This is a genomic window from Psychrobacter sp. T6-1, assembly GCF_052258445.1.
This window is the reverse complement of the sequence record NZ_JBQQFC010000473.1, coordinates 1-1,335: the sequence shown is the minus strand read 5'-3', so window position 1 is coordinate 1,335 and position 1,335 is coordinate 1. Positions and strand designations below refer to the sequence as shown.

The window sequence follows — 1,335 nt, the reverse complement described above, 5'->3', positions numbered from 1 at the left end:
ATTACTGGCAAAAACGTATTGGTCACTGGCGCTGGTGGCTCTATCGGTAGTGAGCTGTGCCGGCAGATCATTCAAAATCAGCCAAAATGTTTGGTGCTCTATGAGTTGTCTGAGTTTGCGCTATATGACATTCATCAGCAGCTCAAAAGTATTCAAAACGAAAATCCTGCTTATCAAAGCATTGAGATTGTCGCTATGCTGGGCAATGCAACCAACGAAGACAAGCTCCTAAAAGTATTCAACAACTACCATATACAGACGGTATACCACGCCGCCGCCTATAAGCATGTACCCATCGTTGAGCACAATCCGTTTGAGGGAGTTATCAACAACGCCAAAGGAACTTACCACTGCGCTTATGCCGCTATGCAAGCTTGTGTCGAGACCTTTGTGCTGATCTCAACGGACAAAGCCGTCAGACCCACCAATATTATGGGCGCCTCTAAACGCTTGGCCGAGCTGGTTTGTCAGGCTCTAAGCCAAAAAGAGAGCGCAACCTGTTTTAGTATGGTGCGCTTTGGCAATGTACTGGGCTCATCAGGTTCTGTGATCCCTCTATTCACTAAGCAAATTGAGAAAGGAGGGCCTATTACCGTGACTCATAAGGAGGTCACTCGCTATTTTATGACGATCCCAGAAGCCGCAAGTTTGGTGATTCAAGCAGGTGCGATGGCAACGGGCGGTGAGGTCTTTGTATTAGATATGGGTGCGCCTGTCAAGATTATGGATCTTGCCAAACGTATGATCTATCTAACGGGTTGTAAGCTCAAAGACAAAGACAATCCTAATGGCGATATGGAAATCGTGGTGACCGGTCTTAGACCTGGTGAGAAGTTATACGAAGAACTCATCATTGGCGAAGATAATGTCGAGACAACGCATCATCCTCTCATTCGCCAAGCTATGGAGCATAGCTTTGTGTTAGAAGACATCGAAACCATGTTGTCTCAGCTTATTTATAGAGCGCAGATCAATGATATAGCATGGCTTAAAGAAGAATGCACCCACTTTGTAGAAGGCTATCAAGAAAGCACAGCTACCGTATAGTCTGTATTACTGACAGATTTTGATACGTAGCGAAGATAGAATCATACAAGTAGCTAACGCAGGGCGAAAATCTAGCATAGGTAATTTTTAGAATAATTTTATAGTGAGATGATTATGTTTAGCATGATAAAGCAGCTGTTTGGACTGCTCTCAGTTCAACAAGTCAGACAGTTCTATATACTACAAGTGCTTGTGGTTATCATGGCTTTTACTGAACTATTAGGCATCGCGTCCATAGCGCCTTTTATGGCCTTGGTCGGTGACATCTCTATACTCGAAACAAACCGT

1 protein-coding gene is annotated in these 1,335 nt (G+C 44.2%); it reads left to right on the top strand.

The window, feature by feature from the left end; genetic code table 11:
• Window positions 1-1,047, top strand: a 1,047-nt coding sequence (locus ACTXGO_RS13910) for a UDP-N-acetylglucosamine 4,6-dehydratase family protein (protein WP_443574935.1), incomplete at its 5' end; no start/stop codon positions are given.
• Between the last annotated feature and the right edge of the window lie 288 nt (window positions 1,048-1,335).